The sequence below is a fragment of the Sphingobacterium thalpophilum genome, from assembly GCF_038396785.1.
Taxonomy (GTDB): domain Bacteria; phylum Bacteroidota; class Bacteroidia; order Sphingobacteriales; family Sphingobacteriaceae; genus Sphingobacterium; species Sphingobacterium thalpophilum_A.
The window spans coordinates 5,449,128-5,466,581 of sequence record NZ_CP151087.1 but is presented as its reverse complement, the minus strand read 5'-3'; the positions used below and the strand labels follow the sequence as shown (position 1 = coordinate 5,466,581).

Annotated in this window: 17 protein-coding genes and 1 pseudogene; 1 reads left to right on the top strand and 17 read right to left on the bottom strand. The window is 41.3% G+C overall.

All coding sequences use genetic code 11. From position 1 onward, the window contains the following. Positions 1-3: 3 nt before the first annotated feature. The 17 genes and pseudogenes from AACH28_RS24080 to katG all read right to left on the bottom strand — a co-directional run bounded on the left by AACH28_RS24080 (position 4) and on the right by katG (position 16,150). Entirely contained in the window at positions 4-693 is a 690-nt protein-coding gene (locus AACH28_RS24080; RefSeq protein ID WP_070567872.1) for an urease accessory protein UreF, read from the bottom strand. A 42-nt stretch (positions 694-735) separates the two neighbouring features. After that, complete coding sequence (locus tag AACH28_RS24075) at positions 736-1,311, bottom strand: urease accessory protein UreE (RefSeq protein ID WP_286767939.1); 576 nt, start codon at positions 1,309-1,311, stop codon at positions 736-738. A 3-nt stretch (positions 1,312-1,314) separates the two neighbouring features. Next, a complete protein-coding gene (locus AACH28_RS24070) occupies positions 1,315-1,863 on the bottom strand; it encodes a hypothetical protein (RefSeq protein WP_070567877.1) in 549 nt (182 codons plus the stop codon). Positions 1,864-2,059: 196 nt separating this feature from the next. Next, a complete protein-coding gene (gene ureC / locus AACH28_RS24065) occupies positions 2,060-3,781 on the bottom strand; it encodes an urease subunit alpha (protein ID WP_070567879.1) in 1,722 nt (573 codons plus the stop codon). A gap of 65 nt (positions 3,782-3,846) precedes the next feature. Beyond that, positions 3,847-4,152, bottom strand: a pseudogene (gene ureB / locus AACH28_RS24060) (urease subunit beta); the annotation flags it as partial. A gap of 18 nt (positions 4,153-4,170) precedes the next feature. Then, complete coding sequence (gene ureA / locus AACH28_RS24055; protein ID WP_070567883.1) at positions 4,171-4,473, bottom strand: urease subunit gamma; 303 nt, start codon at positions 4,471-4,473, stop codon at positions 4,171-4,173. Between the two features lie 176 nt (positions 4,474-4,649). Further along, positions 4,650-5,000 (bottom strand): hypothetical protein, encoded by a 351-nt coding sequence (locus AACH28_RS24050; RefSeq protein ID WP_070567885.1) that lies wholly within the window; start codon positions 4,998-5,000, stop codon positions 4,650-4,652. A 186-nt stretch (positions 5,001-5,186) separates the two neighbouring features. Then, complete coding sequence (locus AACH28_RS24045; protein WP_341831750.1) at positions 5,187-7,721, bottom strand: TonB-dependent receptor; 2,535 nt, start codon at positions 7,719-7,721, stop codon at positions 5,187-5,189. Then, entirely contained in the window at positions 7,666-8,259 is a 594-nt protein-coding gene (locus tag AACH28_RS24040; RefSeq protein WP_341831749.1) for a GNAT family N-acetyltransferase, read from the bottom strand. Before AACH28_RS24040 ends, AACH28_RS24045 begins: the two co-directional genes overlap by 56 nt. 94 nt (positions 8,260-8,353) lie before the next feature. Continuing rightward, positions 8,354-9,196 carry an ABC transporter ATP-binding protein gene (locus tag AACH28_RS24035; protein ID WP_341831748.1) on the bottom strand — a complete coding sequence of 281 codons (843 nt, stop codon included), beginning with the start codon at positions 9,194-9,196 and terminating at the stop codon, positions 8,354-8,356. Beyond that, the gene (locus AACH28_RS24030) at positions 9,193-10,209 is read right to left on the bottom strand and encodes an iron ABC transporter permease (RefSeq protein ID WP_341831747.1); all 1,017 of its coding nucleotides are present in this window, start codon (positions 10,207-10,209) and stop codon (positions 9,193-9,195) included. Before AACH28_RS24030 ends, AACH28_RS24035 begins: the two co-directional genes overlap by 4 nt. Then, positions 10,206-11,207 (bottom strand): ABC transporter substrate-binding protein, encoded by a 1,002-nt coding sequence (locus AACH28_RS24025; protein WP_201638979.1) that lies wholly within the window; start codon positions 11,205-11,207, stop codon positions 10,206-10,208. The genes AACH28_RS24030 and AACH28_RS24025 overlap by 4 nt, the downstream gene beginning before the upstream one ends. Next, entirely contained in the window at positions 11,208-11,738 is a 531-nt protein-coding gene (locus tag AACH28_RS24020) for a hypothetical protein (RefSeq protein WP_286767937.1), read from the bottom strand. A 155-nt stretch (positions 11,739-11,893) separates the two neighbouring features. Continuing rightward, the gene (hypB, locus tag AACH28_RS24015; protein WP_112376082.1) at positions 11,894-12,622 is read right to left on the bottom strand and encodes a hydrogenase nickel incorporation protein HypB; all 729 of its coding nucleotides are present in this window, start codon (positions 12,620-12,622) and stop codon (positions 11,894-11,896) included. Positions 12,623-12,633: 11 nt separating this feature from the next. After that, complete coding sequence (locus AACH28_RS24010; RefSeq protein ID WP_070567893.1) at positions 12,634-12,978, bottom strand: hydrogenase maturation nickel metallochaperone HypA; 345 nt, start codon at positions 12,976-12,978, stop codon at positions 12,634-12,636. 82 nt (positions 12,979-13,060) lie between these two features. After that, a complete protein-coding gene (locus tag AACH28_RS24005; RefSeq protein ID WP_341831746.1) occupies positions 13,061-13,462 on the bottom strand; it encodes a hypothetical protein in 402 nt (133 codons plus the stop codon). Positions 13,463-13,870: 408 nt separating this feature from the next. After that, entirely contained in the window at positions 13,871-16,150 is a 2,280-nt protein-coding gene (gene katG / locus AACH28_RS24000) for a catalase/peroxidase HPI (protein ID WP_286767936.1), read from the bottom strand. A 266-nt stretch (positions 16,151-16,416) separates the two neighbouring features. On the opposite strand from katG, the gene AACH28_RS23995 reads away from it, so the two are divergent. Next, complete coding sequence (locus AACH28_RS23995) at positions 16,417-17,001, top strand: DUF4126 domain-containing protein (protein WP_341831745.1); 585 nt, start codon at positions 16,417-16,419, stop codon at positions 16,999-17,001. Positions 17,002-17,454: the final 453 nt, after the last annotated feature.

The following is a 17,454-nucleotide window of genomic DNA, read 5'->3' as shown; positions in this document are numbered from 1 at the left end:
TTTTTAAGAAATATAAACTCTAGAATATAATCGTTCGTGTTGCATGCAACGGATGTCAAATCCAATGTTGCATAAGCCCACTAAATTCCGTTCAACGGTTAAGGTCTCTTTGCAGAGATCAAGTATATCATCATGTAAACCAAAAAGTATATCTTGGCCATCCAACTGTCCTAATGGCACAAGTTTTACAGCGTTGGTCACCATCGTAATGGCGGCATTATAATAAAAGCCATGTAATGCTTCTTCCAAAGGAATTTCTAAAAGTGACGCCAACATGCCATACATCAAACAGTAATGGCTATCTACTTCCTTCTTTTGGATTAATTCACCCCAGGATAGCATAAAATCCTGCTGTTGATAACGACTGAATATTTTATAAATACGTACACCCAGTTTTTTACTGGCATCGCGAATTTCTCTTGGGCTTTTTAATGCTGTACATTCTTGATCTAACGCGATCAATGCATCCATGTCCTGCGAAGAAGTTGCTTCATAGGCCAATTTCATCAAAGCAGCATCATTGTACTTCAGATTATACCAGAGGTTATGACGCACATAATTGTCCGCCGTAACTTTATCACAGACCAAGCCCTGTTGCACATAAGTCTCCAGTCCATTTGAATGGGTAAACCCTCCAATTGGTAATGTAGGATCTGCGAGATGGAGTAACTTGCCTAGAAATGTATTTTTCATTGACATTATTTTTTTATATAAGTATATATCTTCAAGGATTTATCAGCTCCTTGCGTAATCTTCTCTATCATTGGGCATTAAAGCGATACCGGCTGTTGGCGCTTGCAAATTCACGAAGGCCTTGTCGTTGATCAAGAGCGGTATATTCTTCGTTGAAGACTTCATCTTCTGATGATGCTTGGGATCGACATTTGCATTGAGCTGACGTAAAAGTTGGCGCTCGCCACGCTGCGGGTCAAATCCTTGTTTCGTTAACCATTCGTACATTGACCGTTCATAAGGCATAAGCAATTCATTTGCCTCCACAAATAGAGGCAAATGTTTGTTTCCAATTTCGCTGCTTACAAAAGCAGTTCGCAGGAAATCAATTGCCATGACACGGATGACTTCACAAGGTTTGATCGTTACCACAACAATTTTCTCTTCGTCTTCGTACAAGACATCACCATCCTGCAAGCTGGATGTATTACCCAACAATTTGACGGCAATATCCATTCCCTCCGCTGTACGTAAACGTTGAATACGTTTGGTCGACTCATACCATTCAATAGCAAGCAAATCGAGGCGCTTAGTGATCTGCTCCCCCTGAATATTCCTTGTGATTTCCGTGATTATCATTTTTTAATTTTTAATAAATAGATTTTTAGACAAGCCTAAACCTACTGTAGATCCATTGATTCCCGTAATGAGTTCGTGATCATTGGGAATTGCAGCATCTTTACTATTTCTCTTTTTATAAGACAATTCTGCTACTTTAGCTTTTAATGCCCAACCTTTTCCCAAGGCGATACCCACAAGCGGGTACACTCTGAATAGATAGCCATTGTATTTACCATCTACCATAGTACCACCGGTAGCGACATGTTGATCGCCCCACAAATAATGCACATCAACCTGGCCAATTAACATAAAATGCTCACTCAGGGGCCAAGTATTGCTATAGAAAGGTCCTATTTCATGCGAATGATCCGTAAAATCCAGTGCTTTATCCTTAACAGAATTGAATCCATAGTTTAGCCCCGCATTCATGTTGTCAGTGAAAAAATAAGCAGCACCCACCGGAGCGGCACTAAATTGATGCCCAGCTGTTGTTTCGTGGTAATTCAGTGCCCCATAAATCATGATACCTCCCTTTTGCGCATAGGCCGATTGTATGGTTAAGCACGCCATTGCTATACAACAGCCTAAAATGTCTTCAAATTTTTCATTAGCGTAAATCGTATTTTAGCTTAATGAAGCATCATGAGCAATCAGTATTCCCTCTCTTTTATGCGCTTTTGATAAGCCCATGATGATTTCATCAACCTATTGTTTTTCATAGCTTATGGCGTGACATCGGATCACGCCATAAAAAGTAGTTATAGGGTTAAAACAAGAAGTATCGTTGTCCCAACGAAACTGTATCAACAGGTTTTGACCGCAAGATCTCGCCGTCAAGACTTACCTCATAATTCTCTGGATTGACGATAATTTCAGGTGTGGCATCATTGTGGATCATATCTTTTTTTGAGATATTCCGACAATTTTCTACGGCAAGTAAGGTTCTTTCCAGTTTATACTCTTCTTTAATTCCCTTTTCCAATGAAATTTTAGAGACAAAGTCAAAACAAGTTTGGTGAACGGCTTTACCTAAACCGCCAAACATGGTTCTTAAGATGATTGGTTGTGGTGTAGGAATAGAAGCATTCGCATCCCCCATTTTTGAAGCGATAATCATCCCGCCTTTAATAATCATTTCTGGTTTTGCGCCAAATAAAGCTGGACGCCAGATCACCATATCGGCAATTTTACCAGGCTCGATAGAACCAACGTACTTCGAAATACCGTGGGCAATTGCTGGATTGATCGTGTATTTCGCGACATAGCGACGTGCACGGAAATTGTCGTTGTCCTTACCTTCATCTTCAGGCAATGGACCTACTTGTTTCTTCATCTTGTCTGCAGTCTGCCAAGTACGTGTGATGACTTCACCTACACGTCCCATTGCCTGCGAATCGGAACTCATGATACTGAATACACCGCGATCTTGTAGTACATCCTCAGCTGCAATCGTTTCTGGACGGATACGAGAATCGGCAAAAGCCACGTCTTCCGGAATTTCTTTGCTCAAGTGGTGACAAACCATCAGCATATCCAAGTGCTCGTCAATTGTATTTTTTGTAAATGGACGTGTTGGATTTGTCGATGCTGGCAATACATTTGGATACATCGCAGATTTGATGATATCCGGAGCGTGCCCACCGCCAGCACCTTCCGTATGGAATGTATGGATCACGCGTCCGTTGATTGCCTGGATCGTGTCTTCCAAGAAACCCGCTTCATTCAGCGTATCGGTATGGATAGCCACCTGCACATCATATTGATCAGCAACCGTCAACGCTCTGTCGATTGTTGCTGGTGTAGCACCCCAATCTTCGTGGATTTTAACACCTAAGGCACCAGCTTCAATTTGTTCAACAATAGGTTGTTCAGTACCAACGTTTCCTTTACCAAAAAAACCAAAGTTCATTGGAAGATCTTCAACAGCTTGTAACATGCGGCGTAAATTCCATTTACCCGGTGTTACTGTAGTTGCATTTGTTCCATCCGCTGGACCTGTACCGCCCCCGATCATTGTTGTAACACCACTATATAAGGCCGTTTCAACTTGTGTTGGACTGATATAGTGGATATGGGTATCAATACCACCTGGAGTTAAGATGTATCCTGATCCACCATGCACCTCCGTAGAAGCACCGATAATCATATTTGGTGTAATATTATCCATGGTATCCGGATTTCCAGCACGACCAACACCAACAATTTTACCATCCTTAATACCAATATCACCTTTCACGATACCCCAGTGATCAATAACAATAGCATCAGTGATCACCATATCCAGTGTACCTTCATCACGTGTATGAACGGAAGATTGGCACATCCCGTCACGCACGGTCTTACCACCACCAAATTTGGCTTCATCGCCATAGTAAGCGTAGTCTTTTTCGACTTCAATAATGATATCTGTATCTCCTAAACGGATTTTATCTCCACTTGTAGGGCCAAAGATGGCGCTATAATTTAATTTGCTAACTTTTAAACTCATAACACTTTGTTTTTAAAGCCTTGTTCTTTTACTTTTTTCATTGCATTTGCTTTCGCAACTTCGGTTTCGGTATCTCCATTTGCCAAATCATTGTGGCCATAGATCCTTCTTGCACCTGCATACGGAACCAATTCGACATCTTTTGATTCGCCTGGTTCAAAACGTACTGCAGTACTTGCGATAATATTTAAGCGCTTACCAAAAGCTTTCTCGCGATCAAACTCCATCATTTTGTTCACTTCAAAGAAGTGGAAATGTGAACCTACCTGAATGGGCCTATCACCTGTATTTGTCACAGTGATGGTTGTAACTTCTCTACCTTCATTGCAGATCACATAGCCATCTGCAATAAAAAATTCTCCTGGGATCATAGATTATATTTTTAACAATTAGCGAATCGGGTTATGAACAGTGACCAGTTTTGTACCATCTGGAAATGTTGCTTCTATCTGTACATCATGAATCATTTCGGGCACACCTTCCATAACATCTTCACGTGTCAACAATGTTGCACCAAACTGCATTAAATCGGCAACAGTACGCCCGTCACGAGCAGCTTCTAAAAGTTCACTACTGATCAATGCAATAGACTCCGGATAGTTTAATTTAAGTCCTCTAGCTTTACGTTTTTTCGCTAGTTCGCCGGCAAGATGAAGCAATAGCTTCTCTGTCTCTCTAGGTAATAAATGCATATAAATATTATTTAAATTGTTGTTATTCGAATTAAAAACAAGTCACGGTGGGTACAGGTCACGACAAGGTCATACGACTTAAAAAAATCGTTCAAAATCGTGATGAATAGGACAGATTACACCCCTACACAGCGCAAGGTCTGTCTTTTCTCAACCCTTGTAAGAAATGGAAATTTTTACCCCAGAAATGGGATCTTTAAACTTTGGAAAAGAATATATTTTGGCGGAAGGATCAATCGATCCATATAAGGCCTTCTGTTATTCTGAATTTTGAGACGTACAGGATAACAGAATACAAAAAGACAAATTGAAAGCACGCCCCAATAGAGCAGCTTGCTCCATTCATCTTTGAGGTCCATCTGTTCGGTGATATCATAGACATCATGATCTTTAACCGCGGCTAACAGATTTTCCCGTTCTGACTGTCCTAAAGCTTTATCTACATGAGAAGGAAATACAGACAGACTTAGGCGGACGAGGGGTAAATGCTGAACAGTAGAATGTGATGGCATAGCTATTCCTTTCATGAGCAGGGTGCTCAAAAGAAAAACTAAAAAGATTAAACTATACCTCATTCTTGCGTTCACAATACTATTATTTGTTGTTCAAATTTACAACCAAAGCGGGCTACTTGACTAGCACAAATCTTGAATTAAATAGTCCAAATTTGTTGAAAAAGCCCGCTTTGTCGGTTTTAGATTACTATTTCAGCATTAAAAAGAGTAACCCACTGATACCATGACATTTCGCGGTGCACCAGCAAAGGCTCTCGTGTAGTCAAAACCACCTAAAAAGTAATATTTATCGAATACATTGTTCAGATTTAAGGCCATTTTCATCGCACCAATGCGGTAATAGGCAGCAGCATTTACAGTGGTATACGAAGGCCATTGCCCCCAGAGTGCATTTCCTTCGCTATCCTTTCCGATACTGTTATCCATCCTTTTACGATCTACATAATAAACACCGGCACCAAAACCCAAACCTTTTAATGTACTAGCTGAAAACACATATTTCAACCAGGCACTCGCCATATTTTTAGGTGCTCCCGGTAGGGACTGCCCGATTTCAGAAGGAACAGAAGATGATTTTACCTCCGTATCACTATAGGTATAATTGGCCATAATCTGGAACTCACGTGTCAACTGCCCACGCACATCGAGTTCGACACCCTGCGATAGCGCTTTGCCAGATTGTCTATACTCCGGCAACCCTGAATCGTTGATAGCCCCTGTGGCAATGAGCATATTCCGTCGTTCAATTCGGAATAAGGATAGATCAACTTGCAATTGCTCTTTAAAAAAAACGGCCTTCATCCCCGTTTCCACCTGGAAACTCCGCTCAGCATCAAAGGGTTTATCGGCACCATAATCTTTATAGTTCTGAATAAAATTGGCGCCCACAGGTACAAATCCTTGTGAATAACTTGCAAAATAGCTAATCTGCTTATTGATTCCATAGGTTACACCAAAACGAGGTAATAAGGCATTTTGCGTTGCATGAAAGCGATTTTGTCCGTCAAGTGTCTCAGAAGAATAGTGCTCATGACGAAGACCTACAATAAGTTTCAATCGCTCGTCAATGCTGATTTGATCCTGAATATATTTACCCGTTGTTTTATAAGGGCTCAAAAAAGGATAAGCGACTCCCGTGCGCCACACATAATTCGTTAGATCATGCGTGGTATAAGTGGGATTGTTCAAATCAAAAGTCAACGGGACGACTTTGCCATCTACAGTTTGCTGCCGCGCCTCCCGCAATTGATTTTCTTTGTCGCCCCGATATTGTGCAAAATCAACTCCTGCAACAAAATGCTGATCGACTCTATCGCCCAAAAGATCCCACTTAACATAACCCACAACATTATCTGTATAGTCACGTCCATGACGATCAAAAAAACGCATATTCATAATGGTATTATGTGGCGCATCAGCAAAGGTGTTCATTGTCCGATGTTCGTTGACATCCTCCTGATAGATGGATTTCATGTAGCTCAGATTCAAACTAACATGTTCTGCCAGACGCTGAGACAAGCGGCCGCTTAACGAAAAAGTCTTGGAATTATAAAAATCGGAAGGCTGGCTCAACGTAAATGATCTTGGCAAAGCATAAAAGTTATTTTCCTTAATACCCATTCCCCGATCAAGATAACCGTTGAACTGATTATACACCATATCAATATCCACCACCGTGCCCTCAGCTGGTTTAAAGGTGAACGAAGGAGCCACCATGATTCGTTTCTGGCGATTTACATCGCGGAAAGTCTTTGTATCTTCGTAACCCGCATTAAAACGATATAAAATACGTTTGGCACTGTCCAGAGGTCCACCGAGATCCACAGTTGTTCGCATCGTTTCAAAACTACCACCTGAAAAATTCACATTCCCTCTAAAATCTTCCAAAGGCTTCTTGGTCGTCATATTAATTGTACCACCCGGTACGATATCTCCAAACAAAGATGCTCCTGGCCCTTTCAAAACCTCGATATTTTCAAGATTGATTGTTAAGGGAGAATTATAATAACTGTTACCATAACCATACCCCGAGCGTAAGCCATTGACAAGCCGTACACCCGTTTCATAACCGCTTTTAAAGCCACGAATGACAACATCATCATAGGAAGATGCTTCGGTCACACCAGCCAAATCCTGAACCAATGCCCCTGTGGTGAATGCCTGCTTATCCTCTATAAATTCCTTACTTAAAACAGCAACAGATTGTGGAAGATCTTTTAATTTTCCAGCAAATTTTCCGCCCAACTCCATGTCGTTTGTCAGATAAGAATTGTTGCGTCTACCTGTTACCAATACCTCATCCAAGGTATTATCACCGGCCACCATCAGTAATCGAACTCCTTTTTTTGCATTCCAGCTAGCGGCGTTCAAATCCAGCAATACAGGCTTATACCCAATTGCATCTGCACGTAACTGTACAGGAAAGGAAATTATTCCGGTAAAACTAAATTCGCCCTGAGCATTAGAACTTGTCTGTTGTTGTCCATCGACTAAGGTCAGTGTAACCCCAGCGATGGGATCACCGTTTTCATCCTGAATTTTTCCAAATAATGCTACACCTTGTTGTGCATATACGGCTCCCGGTACGGAAGCGCTTGTCAATAAAGCGAAAGCTAGCGCTTTCATCATGTTGTTCATTAGAATAATTTTTCTTTTTTTTGGATTACCCAAATTGGGTTTAAGCAATACGATCAACGAATAATTCCATGTGTATCGTTGGAAAATTCGATTCATTACAATAGTCCTTTAATTGAAAGCCTTGTTTTCCCCAAAACTCATAGGCTCCTGTCAAGAATGGGTGCGTATGTAAATAAAGCCTTTCTATACTTTTCTCCTTAGCTACAGCGACCAAACTTTTGAACAAGGCTGTTCCTAAACCTGACCTACGGTAACTCGGATCCACAAAAAGCCGGGCAACTTCCACCGTTTTCCTTCTGTCTATATCCAAATGCGGAAAACGGTAGTCATAAGCCGACATACCAACCACGCCGATCAAATTACCCCGATGATCTTTTGCCTGCAAGAATTCAGCAGCTTCAGCCTCAAGATACACTGCTGAAAATGCGAGTAGATCCTTAGGAAGCTTATTGGAATCCAACATCGGAAACAACTGTTTCCGAAATTCAATGACATAAGGTAATACGACATCAATATCCTCCTCTTCAACACGAGATATGGTTATATTTTTCAACTGAGGTTGAGCGGGAAGAGATCCCTTACTCATCCGTTTATTTTCAATCAATATATGACCACTGTCTTTAAATATATTCATAGTGTTATCGCTATTTTAAAATAATCGCCCCGTAAACTGGGCATTTCACCTACAAACCATGATGTTTTTACAAAGGCGCTTACTCCACACTTCATCAGGGTGTATTCAGCTCAGTGACGGTTGCTGGACCATGTTCTGCCCCCTCAATGGGTTCAAATGCCGCAGCACCACTCAGCATCGGAACAAACATCCATTTCTTTTGATTTTCCAAACTAATCAAAGGAAGTTGATAGGTCTGTTCCAATAAATTTCTTACTTGTTCCCGATCCAGACCATGGAGGTCCACGAGCCTATTGTCTTTCATCAGATAAAACTGATCACCAAAAAGAAACGCCATGTTAGGGTCGTGCATTACACATAACACGGTTGTCCCCTCCTTGACCAGCTCTTTGGCGGTCTGCAGAACCGCAATCTGATATTTCAGATCCAAATGATTCGTAGGCTCATCAAGCAATAATAAATCAGGTTGCTGTACCAATACCCGACATAGTAACACCAATTGTCGCTCCCCTCCAGACAACGACGTATAGGGTTTGTCCTTTAAGTGTGTGAGGTTAAATTTATCCAAGATCTGTTCTACTGCCTCGAAGTCTTCTTTACTTGGTGAAAAACGAGAAAATGAAGCCCGTCCCGTCAGAATAACATCAACAACGCTAAAAGGAAATGTGGTCTGATGGAACTGGTTCAGAAAACCCAATTTCAATGAATTAGCCCGACCAACCTTCCAATTGCGACGCTCCGTTTCATTAATAAGAACCGATCCATCATATTTTTTTTCCAGCCCTGCAATAATATTGAACAGCGTAGATTTACCACTTCCATTCCGACCGAGAATAACAGAAAGCTTTCCTTTTGGGAATGACATGGTTACATCATTTAAAATGATATCCTTACCGTAGGCAAAAGAAAGGTTGTTGATATGAATCGAATTACTCATGAATTCCAGTTGATTTCATTACGACGCATCAGGTAAATAAACAAGGGAGCGCCAATAATCATTGTAAATACACCGATCGGAATTTCAAATGGCATGACCGCCCTAGAAAAATCATCGATCAGTAGAAGAAAAGTACCACCAATACTGATATTTGCCCACACAACAATATTGTTATTGGGGCCAAAGATCATCCGGCTGATGTGTGGAACAATTAATCCAAATAGACTTATTACCCCTACAGCTGCAACGGCTGATGCTGTAATTAGTGTAGCTACAGCAATAAATCCCAGCTTCAATATTTTCGGATTGACGCCAACAGCAATTGCTTCTTGATCGCCCAAGGCTAAAAGATTCAGCTTCCAACGAAACAGGATCAGGATAGCCAATCCTATTGTTATCGGCAGAAAAGCATGCTGTACTTTCGACCAGGAGGCCGTATGCAGATTCCCCATTGTCCATTGTACAATAGCTTGTAATTTATAGGGATCACTGATGTATTGCAACAAGGTTAACATGGCTGTAAATACTCCGGAAATAACCATTCCTGCCAATACCATCCCAATAATCGAGGTTTTAAAACCAGCATTTGAAACAAAATAAGTCAACCCCACAGCACATACACCAAACAAAAATGCGGATATATTGACCGGCAATAGCGGAAACAACATAGCCAATGCAGCCCCAAAAGCAGATCCCGAAGAAATACCCAATGTAAAGGGATCAACGATTGGATTCCTAAAAATGGCCTGCAAGATTCCGCCAGAAGACGCTAGAGCAGCTCCGACCATAAAGGTCAGCAGAATCCGTGGTAAACGTACCTGCCACAATATCGTATCCATATTATCCTTCAATACCGCAGTAGGGTGACCTAAATATCCCCCCACTTCCGATCCAATGCGTTGGCAGAGCTCAACAAAACCAATGTTCTGGCTTGAGCCCACCAATAGGGAAAACAATAAAACCAACAATGGCAGAACAACGAGCAATAACAGCTTTTTTAATTGATGCATCATTGAAGTAATCCTGCTTTACCGTAAAGTTTTTCAAAAGCGATAGCCATATCCTGGTCAAGTTGCTGTTTCGTATAATCCGAAAAACACCAATGCCTTATCTGTTTGGCAAAAAGCATAAATTTGACGGTATGTGGGTCGAATGGAAACGACGGTGACATCACAAATACCTGTTTATTTCGCACTGCAGGTAAGGCCGCGAGTTCCTTTAAGTTATAGACGTCTGCCAATGTAGAATTCCAAAGAATAATGAGGTCCGGATTCCATTTATAAATTGTCTCTGCGCCGACATTTGGGGCTTCCATTTCCAACGGACAGGCGTTAGCTGCGCCCGAAAGGCGGATCGCCATATCAATCAAACTACCACGACCGGATGTCGAAAGTACCCGACCTTTAGACCAAGCGTAATAAACCTTCTTCTGTATTTGATCCTTGGGAGCAGTCATTTTTTTGATCTCCGCCGAAACAAACTGAACAATTTCTTCCGCTCGCGCTTTCTTTCCGAGTAATGCTCCCATCCCTGTCAGTTCATTAAAAATACTTTTTTCATCCTGCGAAGAAAAAGTGAACACTGGAATTCCAAGATCTTCTAGTTGGGAAATATTATCCTGATCGGTATTGAATGTCAAAACAAGGTCAGGGTTTAAGCTCACTATGCTTTCCACATTATTTGCCTGGCCTGCGAAAGTAGGTGTCGCCAGTGTTTTTTTTGCGATCCTATCATCCAATTTGGATAAAAACTTATAGGTATCTTCGACCTGATAAACCTGTTCAGGAATACCAACAAGGCTATTTTCAGCACCCAACATGTAGACTTCATCAACAAGGGACGGAAATAATACAACCACACGTTGTGCCGTATGCGCTAATACCACTTCTTTTCCACGGCTGTCGACAGCTTTCACTTGATTGCTGACCGCACCTGCTTGCCGATTTTGGCAGGCGCTCACCAAACACAAACATGCCAAAAGCAATACAGGTATAATACGATTCACTTTCATCTACTTATTTTTTAGGATTTGCTTACGCGGATCAACATGTTCATCTGTTCCGCTTAAATCTGCTTTCTTTTTATTTCTCGCCTGCAGTCGAATCAAATTCTCGGATAACAGTAAGGCTTCCTCCAATTGAATCGAGGTTCCATACTTTGCCAGGACCTGCTCATAGAGCCGTCCATCGTAAGGAAGACGAAGTGATTGGGCATCTGTTACGTTGAATATGGGCAGATGTCTATTTCCAATAAAATAACCAAAATCTGCAAGCTGCACCAAATCTATTGGATTGAATCTTATGGTCAACGTAGGCTTGACAACCAGGATCGCCTGTAGCGTTTCCTGATGAAATAAAGCATCGCCATGACGCCATTCCGCACCTTGCTCCAATTGCATAAAGATTGTCTTTCCGCCCGTTGTATTGCGTGTTAGGCGCCTTTTGTGGACTTCATACCATTCAAGATACACTTGATCGACTTCACTAAGAGCAAACTCATGCTTTGCTACAATTTTATCTATTGGTACAGGTAGCTCATTCATATTGTAAACCTATCTTCTTCATTTCGTTAACGGCACTGACACAGTTTCGTTCTCCGTCAAATCTATTTCCTCTAAACACAAATAACATGTCAACATATACAGTATAACAATGAAGCGCGGATCATTGCTATACCACTCTTTTTATCAATTGGCCGTTATTTTACTTCAAGCGCCTTATATTGATCTTTTTTCGCCTGAACTCTTTCTTTCAACCAATCACACCAGGTATCAAGACCGTCACCATTTAATGTACTGATTGTAATAACTTCCAAATTGGGGTTCACCTCGCGCGCATCTTTCGTTACCGCATCTACCGAGAAAGGTACATATGGCAATAAATCAGCTTTGGAAACCAACATCAATTCGCTTGTTAAAAACATACGTGGGTATTTTTTCGGTTTATCGTCCCCTTCTGTGGTCGCCAATAAGGTCACGCGGTAATCTTCACCCAAATCAAACGCTGATGGACACAATAAATTCCCGACGTTCTCAATAAACAACAGGTCTATTCCTTCGATATCGATATGATCCAGGGCTTGTAAGATCATTTGTGCCTCAATATGACACATTCCACCAGTGACAATCTGCAATGCATTAATGCCTACCTCACGCATACGAACCGCATCACGTTCGGTTTCCGGATCACCCACCAAAACAGCAATATTCAGATCTTTGGCCAAACGTTTTCCCGTTTCTTGCATCAAGGTAGTTTTACCCGAACCCGGAGAAGAACATACATTGATCACACAAACGTCTTTCAGTCTATCGCGGATGGCTTTTGCGACAAAATCATTTGCTTTTAATAAATGTAGCGTTGTATTTTCACATTGAACCGAACCTACACGGTTACCTAAACTTTTAGGATTTGAAGTATTGTCTGACATGATAAACGATATTAGTCTTGTTTAAAAATTACTTTTGATATATAGAGTTCATTCCCTTGAACAATTGTACTAGAAGCCTGTCCGCAATCACATACAAATCGATGAAAATGAACCGGAAAATTTTTCTGACAATGTTCACAATATGCAATGATATCGTTTACAACGACTTCCATTTCCATATCTTGGTATTGCGTATTTTCAGCAATAAAAGCATCAAATGCATTTTGGATCAATACAGGCTGGACGTTGGATAACAATCCTGCTGTGACCTGAATTTTTTGAATATCATCTACCCTAGCCTCATAATACGAGGTCAACGTATCAAAAATATCCTTTACTATACTTAGCTCGTGCATTGGTATATTTTAAGAAATAAATAAATTTAGAAAAGAAATGACAGTTCTCTTTGCCTGTATGATGTAAAGAAAAGCGTATGCTTTAGCATGGAATTTTGATTTGCTCAAACAGCAAAAATCGAGCGATGGGTATATGCTCTAGATCAAGGGTATGTTCATACCGATAATCTTTCTGTTTTGGGGATGGCAGTAGTTCATGCCATAGCAAATCAACCGTAACCAACCAACGCTCCATCAACCAATCTTGTGCCACTTCGGCGTCCAATTCCGCAACAATGGATTGAAGCGATGGGTAAAGCGAACAAAATTGACTATGATCTTTATGAAAATGGACGATGTGTGTATGGTCCGCATTGTTGGAAGGATTTTTTGCAGATAAAAACTGGGATTCGACACTTTCACTTTTCAGTACACGACTGTTTGCATTTAAATTCTTAAATGATAACAACAGTGCTGCAAACAGAAAAATAAAGTGCTTCCACATAGCTTTAACCTAACAATGTATCAAAGATTCCTTTGAAACCATTACAAAGTTACTACCGATCAAAGAAGAAAAAGTAGCACAAATCTTGAATTTTATTTCACAAAATAGGAAACACCCAAAGAAAATTCCATAATTCTTCATATATTAAATTAAAATTTGGTTAAAGTGAGATTAAAATGATATTAGAGGCAAAAATTGGTTCTTTTTTGGCTGCTATTCTCATTAAATAAATTGGTCCATGTCGTAGACCATAGCGATAAATATTGGTCAGGTACATCATAAAAAATCTGAGCCAATCTTAGCGCCGGAGCAAAAGGTTAATTTCAGGGTTATCTGGATAAATCTAAAATAACAAGAAGCCAGGTTCGCGTCGGACCTGGCTTCTTGAAAAACTGATATTCTTAACAATTAGCGATGCAGATCAAAACGGTCTAACTCCATCACTTTAGTCCATGCCTTCACAAAATCTTGTACGAATTTATCTTTTGCATCGGCACTGCCATATATTTCAGCAACAGCTCTCAGTTCAGCGTTGGAACCAAAAACAAGATCTGCACGTCCGGCTTCCCATTTTTTAACACTAGATTTACGATCTGATCCTTCAAAAACTTCCCGGTCCGGAGAGATTGCTTTCCAAGCTGTTCCCATATCCAATAGATTGACAAAAAAATCATTCGTCAATTGGCCTGGCCTATCTGTCATCACTCCTAATGCAGAACCATCAAAATTTGCCTGAAGAACACGAAGTCCGCCGATCAATACCGTTAATTCCGGAACAGATAGCGTAAGTGATTGTGCTTTGTCGATCAATAATGATTCCGTAGACACGGTGTAAGCACCTTTACGGTAATTTCTAAATCCATCCGCAATTGGCTCAAGATAGCCCATGGATTCTACATCCGTCTGTTCCTGTGATGCATCCATACGCCCCGGATGGAACGGTACGTTGACAGCATGTCCAGCTGCACGAGCGGCCTGCTCTATCGCAGCAACACCACCTAAGACAATTAAGTCTGCCAAGGAAATCTTCTTTCCGCCCTGTTGCTTTCCATTAAAGTCCTGTTGAATTTGCTCAAGCGCAGTAAGAACTTTTTGCAATTGTGTTGGATTATTGACTTGCCAATAACGCTGCGGAGCCAACCGTATCCGCGCACCGTTTGCACCACCTCTCTTGTCAGACCCACGAAAAGTAGAAGCTGAAGCCCAAGCGGTCGTTACGAGCTCTGCAGTGCTGAGCCCTGCGCTCAATAGGGTAGATTTCAACATGTTAATATCATTAGCATCGACCAAAGCATGATCGACAGCAGGAATAGGATCTTGCCACAATAATTCCTCAGCAGGAACTTCGGCACCTAAATAACGCTCTCGTGGTCCCAAATCACGGTGCGTCAATTTAAACCAGGCGCGAGCGAATGCATCGGCAAATGCGTCTTGATCTTCGTAAAATTTACGCGAGATCTTTTCATAAATTGGATCAAAACGCAAGGACAAATCTGTCGTCAGCATCGTTGGCCTACGTTTTTTAGTTGGATCAAAAGGATCTGGAATAGTCGAATCAGCTCCTTTGGCTACCCATTGATGCGCTCCTGCAGGACTCTTTGTTAATTCCCATTCATTTTCGAAGAGATTTTTAAAAAAGAGATTGGTCCATTCTGTCGGTTTCTGTGTCCAAATAACCTCCAAGCCACTCGTGATCGCATCTGCTCCTACTCCACTGCCATAGGTACTTTTCCAACCAAGCCCTTGTTGTTCTATGCCGGCTGCTTCAGGTTCTTTTCCGACATTGTCGGCGGGACCTGCTCCGTGTGTTTTTCCAAACGTATGCCCTCCAGCAATCAAAGCGACAGTTTCCTCATCGTCCATCGCCATCCGACCAAAAGTATCCCGTATATCTTTTGCAGCCGCGATAGGATCTGGATTTCCATCTGGTCCTTCCGGATTAACATAAATTAATCCCATCTGTACCGCTGCCAACGGTTTTTCAAGATTGCGCGAATGTTGTTTACCATCTGCATCATCATCGGCAGATAATACACCGTGTGATTCCACTACGCCTTCTGAACCATGAGCATAGCGTACATCACCGCCCAACCATGTTTTTTCAGAACCCCAATAGACATCCAATTCAGGTTCAAAAGCATCCACACGTCCACCAGAATAACCAAAAGTCTTGAAGCCCATAGACTCTAAAGCAACATTACCTGTTAAAATTAATAAATCTGCCCAGGAGATATTTTTACCATATTTTTGTTTGATAGGCCACAACAGGCGACGTGCTTTATCCAAACTCACATTATCAGGCCAGCTATTCAGTGGTGCAAAACGTTGTTGCCCAGACCCAGCTCCGCCTCGACCATCGCTTACCCGATAGGTTCCTGCACTATGCCAAGCCATCCGGATGAATAATGGTCCATAATGTCCAAAGTCAGCGGGCCACCAGTCCTGCGAATCGGTCATCAAGGCATGCAAATCTCTTTTTACGGCTTCTAAATCCAATTGTTTAAATGCTTCCGCATAATCAAAGCCCTCGTCCATCGGATTTGACTTGCTCGCGTGTTGTCTCAACAGATCTACACGAAGTCTATTTGGCCACCAGTCCTGATTTTGAGTTCCCCCTCCCGCAACGGCGTTGCGCATTGTACCATTATGAAATGGGCATTTGCTAATGTCTTTTTCGTTGTTGTCCATATGAAAAGAAAGTTTATTTATATAATATCTTAAGTGATCAAATTGTTTGACTCCCACTTTCATAAAATTACACAAATGAGATCCCACTTGTACATCGAATGATTCGATACACTATAATCAAAATCTATATACACAATATATAATTATATAAAATACTAAAAATCATCTTTTAATGAGCAGCTAGAATATGACGATTTTTGGAAGTCTGAAAAACAAAAGCGATTCTTTTACTATTCTATAATTAGGTTGTATCAAAAATATTGACCATGAGTGAGCTATCCACATTTTTGGTAAGTGCTTTTATAGGCTTGAGTCTGGCTGCAGCTACCGGCTTCCGGGTTTTCATGCCGTTATTCTTATTGAGCCTTGGCTGTCGGCTTGAACTGTTCCAGGTTGGCAATGAATTGGCCTGGGCGGGCTCACCTATTGTTTTGGCAGCGACAAGCCTAGCCATGATCCTGGAAATAGCAGGATATTACATTCCTTTTATTGACAATATATTGGACAGCCTTTCAATTCCTCTCGCGACGATAGCAGGTACCTTACTTTTTGCCATACAGTTTGCAGATATTTCACCCTTTTTCCGCTGGGCTATGGCAATCATCGCTGGTGGCGGTACCGCGGCGACCATCAGTACAGCGCTAGCTGGTACGCGTGCAGTCTCGTCTGTTGGGACGGCAGGTTTTGGCAATTTTATGATCTCGACCATGGAAACCATCGGTTCAACCATTTTGACCATACTCGCCATATTTGTGCCCTTTATGGCAATTATAGTTGTTATAGGCTTATTCTATTTCTTTTGGCGATTTGGCAAAGAGCAACTCAATAAAAAACTTAAAAGAACGGAGTAGCTTTCACAACATAACATCTAAATAAACTTCACACAGTGCCATACAAGCTACAATAAAGCCAAGCCTCACCAGCACAGATAGAAGCCAGTTTAGCATGCACAAACCAACTAGGGATATTGTAACCATCTATAGCCCTAGCTGATCTATAGCTGCGTAAACTCCAAATCCCTAACCTTTATACCTTTCAATCAAGCGAAGACCTGGCAGGTATCATGTTATGCCTTTCGACAGTGTTTATTCAGTGCTCGTTCAGTGCTTGTTCAGTGATCGCTCAGTGTAGACTGAATAAACAATGATTGAATACTGTTTAAAAATTGATTAAAAATTGTTGTTACCTATAATCTGGTGTTAGTTCATTTCCGTTTTGAGATTATCTTGATCTAAGACCAAATAGGTTATTATGGCAATGATCAACAATCGAGAAAAATTCTGGGAATACTTAGAAAAGCAGTA

Bases quoted from the DNA above. Each gene is read 5' to 3' on its own strand.
- AACH28_RS24080 (WP_070567872.1), bottom strand. From the start codon at position 693: ATGAAAAATACATTTCTAGGCAAGTTACTCCATCTCGCAGATCCTACA.
- AACH28_RS24075 (WP_286767939.1), bottom strand. From the start codon at position 1,311: ATGATAATCACGGAAATCACAAGGAATATTCAGGGGGAGCAGATCACT.
- AACH28_RS24070 (WP_070567877.1), bottom strand. From the start codon at position 1,863: ATGGCGTGCTTAACCATACAATCGGCCTATGCGCAAAAGGGAGGTATC.
- ureC (WP_070567879.1), bottom strand. From the start codon at position 3,781: ATGAGTTTAAAAGTTAGCAAATTAAATTATAGCGCCATCTTTGGCCCT.
- ureA (WP_070567883.1), bottom strand. From the start codon at position 4,473: ATGCATTTATTACCTAGAGAGACAGAGAAGCTATTGCTTCATCTTGCC.
- AACH28_RS24050 (WP_070567885.1), bottom strand. From the start codon at position 5,000: ATGAAAGGAATAGCTATGCCATCACATTCTACTGTTCAGCATTTACCC.
- AACH28_RS24045 (WP_341831750.1), bottom strand. From the start codon at position 7,721: ATGAATCGAATTTTCCAACGATACACATGGAATTATTCGTTGATCGTA.
- AACH28_RS24040 (WP_341831749.1), bottom strand. From the start codon at position 8,259: ATGAATATATTTAAAGACAGTGGTCATATATTGATTGAAAATAAACGG.
- AACH28_RS24035 (WP_341831748.1), bottom strand. From the start codon at position 9,196: ATGAGTAATTCGATTCATATCAACAACCTTTCTTTTGCCTACGGTAAG.
- AACH28_RS24030 (WP_341831747.1), bottom strand. From the start codon at position 10,209: ATGATGCATCAATTAAAAAAGCTGTTATTGCTCGTTGTTCTGCCATTG.
- AACH28_RS24025 (WP_201638979.1), bottom strand. From the start codon at position 11,207: ATGAAAGTGAATCGTATTATACCTGTATTGCTTTTGGCATGTTTGTGT.
- AACH28_RS24020 (WP_286767937.1), bottom strand. From the start codon at position 11,738: ATGAATGAGCTACCTGTACCAATAGATAAAATTGTAGCAAAGCATGAG.
- hypB (WP_112376082.1), bottom strand. From the start codon at position 12,622: ATGTCAGACAATACTTCAAATCCTAAAAGTTTAGGTAACCGTGTAGGT.
- AACH28_RS24010 (WP_070567893.1), bottom strand. From the start codon at position 12,978: ATGCACGAGCTAAGTATAGTAAAGGATATTTTTGATACGTTGACCTCG.
- AACH28_RS24005 (WP_341831746.1), bottom strand. From the start codon at position 13,462: ATGTGGAAGCACTTTATTTTTCTGTTTGCAGCACTGTTGTTATCATTT.
- katG (WP_286767936.1), bottom strand. From the start codon at position 16,150: ATGGACAACAACGAAAAAGACATTAGCAAATGCCCATTTCATAATGGT.
- AACH28_RS23995 (WP_341831745.1), top strand. From the start codon at position 16,417: ATGAGTGAGCTATCCACATTTTTGGTAAGTGCTTTTATAGGCTTGAGT.